The sequence below is a fragment of the Kitasatospora putterlickiae genome, assembly GCF_039527695.1.
Classification (GTDB): Bacteria; Actinomycetota; Actinomycetes; order Streptomycetales; family Streptomycetaceae; genus Kitasatospora; species Kitasatospora putterlickiae.
The window spans coordinates 1-1,770 of the sequence record NZ_BAAAKJ010000071.1; the positions used below are offsets into that span (position 1 = coordinate 1).

Annotated in this window: 3 protein-coding genes; all 3 read right to left on the minus strand. The window is 74.4% G+C overall.

What is annotated here, in order from left to right:
* Positions 1-84 precede the first annotated feature (84 nt).
* From ABD308_RS08260 to ABD308_RS08270, 3 genes are read right to left on the minus strand one after another with little or no spacing between them, the layout of a single operon-like run.
* Positions 85-462: a TadE family protein gene (locus ABD308_RS08260; protein ID WP_344329850.1), complete on the minus strand. Its 378-nt coding sequence runs from the start codon at positions 460-462 to the stop codon at positions 85-87.
* A gap of 41 nt (positions 463-503) precedes the next feature.
* A complete protein-coding gene (locus ABD308_RS08265) occupies positions 504-782 on the minus strand; it encodes a hypothetical protein (RefSeq protein ID WP_344329852.1) in 279 nt (92 codons plus the stop codon).
* Positions 783-842: 60 nt separating this feature from the next.
* Positions 843-1,721: a hypothetical protein gene (locus ABD308_RS08270; RefSeq protein ID WP_344329853.1), complete on the minus strand. Its 879-nt coding sequence runs from the start codon at positions 1,719-1,721 to the stop codon at positions 843-845.
* Positions 1,722-1,770: the final 49 nt, after the last annotated feature.

Sequence of the window (1,770 nt, forward strand, 5' to 3'; positions counted from 1 at the left end):
CGCGCGCCGACCGGACGGGGCGGCGCGCGGCGAACCACCGCGCCCACCCGGCCGGCCGCGCGGACCGGCCCCGCACCCGAGCGCTCACGGCCCCACCACCACCGGCGGGACGAACCGCTCGCGCGGGGCCTCGGCGAACTGGGTGACGGTCGGCGGCGTGATGAACGGCACCAGCACCGGCGCCTTCACCTCCACGGTCACCCGGATCAGCACCGGCGAGCTGCCGTCCGTGCCGACCCGGTGCTCCCGGCTGCCCTGCCGATTGAGGAAGTCCTCCGCCTGCCGGCGGGCCGCCTCGTTCTTCTGCTCGTCGCTCCGGTTCCCCTGCGTCCGGCCCGCGTCGACGCCCTCGCGGGCAGCGCTGAGCGCGAGTTGGCGCTGGTACCACCACAGCCCGGTCTGGGCGACGGCGAGGACCAGGATCAGGACGACCGGGAAGACGATGGCCAGGCTCAGGCTCATCGACCCCCGGTCGGAACGGCGGAGGCGGCGACGACGGGTCATCAGGTGGCCGCGCCCCCCTGGGGGTAGGCCGGGTCCTGCTCGACCTTCTTGACGACGTTGTCCTTCAGGTTGACCAGCGCGACCGTCACCAGGCCCGCGATGAACACCAGCGCGATGACGGCGAGCGCGAGTTCGATGCTGATGGCGCCCTTGTCGCCGCGCGCCCGGGCGGCCTTGGCCCGGCCCATCCGGAAGTGGAACAGCGTCAGGGCGAACTGGAGCGGCAACAGGGCCGTTCCGACCAATCGGCCGACGACCGTCTTGAGCTGAGCGTGCATCAGGTGCTCCCAGGGAGTGTGGTGTGGTGACGGAGGAGCCGGCCTCCGCGGCAGGGCGGTTCAGTTGAGCATCTTGTAGAGCGCGGGAAAAATGATCAAGACGGTCATCAGCATGGTCAGGGCGGAGCCCGGCGCGACCATCCGCTCGCTGTCGGCGTTGGCCCGGGCGAGGTCCTCGGCCATCAACTCGCCGCGCAGGCCCTTGGCCCGGGCCCGCAGCGTGTCGTAGACGGCGGCCCCGTCGGTCCCGGAGATCCGCATGATGTCGGCGAGGTCCTGGAGCGGGGTGAGGCCCAGCTCCACGGCCAGCGCGTCCAGTCCGGCCCACGGCGGGAGCCGGTCGGTGGCGGCCCGGTCCAGCGCGTCGCGGATCCGGCGGAACACCGCGCCCCGCCCGACCGCCGCGGCCCGGCGCAGCGCCTCGGCCGGGCCGAGGTCGGCGGCCCGCTCCATCGCGACCAGCTCCAGGTAGGCGGCGATGCCGTGCAGGTACTCGACCCGCGCCTCCTTGGCCTCGCCGCGCACGATCGCGTCCGGCACGAACCAGAGCATGGCGGCCAGCAGCGGCCCGACCAGCAGCGGCAGCGCGAACGGCAGGTTCAGGTTCATCAGCAGGGCCGCCACCACCAGGTACGGCGGCAGCGCCAGGCCGAGCAGGGCGAACAGCAGCTTGTGCGCCATGAACCGGGCCGGGGTGCGGCCGATCAGGGCGAGTTCCCGCTCGGGGATGCGCACCCCGCGCAGGGTGACGGAGCGCTCGCCGATCCGGTCGAACCAGCTCGGCCGCTCGTCCGGGTCGGGGGTGCGCTCGGCCGGGGTGCGGTGCAGCCGGTCCAGCGCCTGGCCCAGGTCGGGCGGGGCGGGCCGGAGTTCGGCGATCAGCATGGCGACACCGCCGGCCGCCACGGCGCCGGCCAGCACGGACCACGGGGAGATCATCGCGCCTCCCCGAACAGCCGCACGCCGCCCTCGGTCCCGGCCGCGGGGC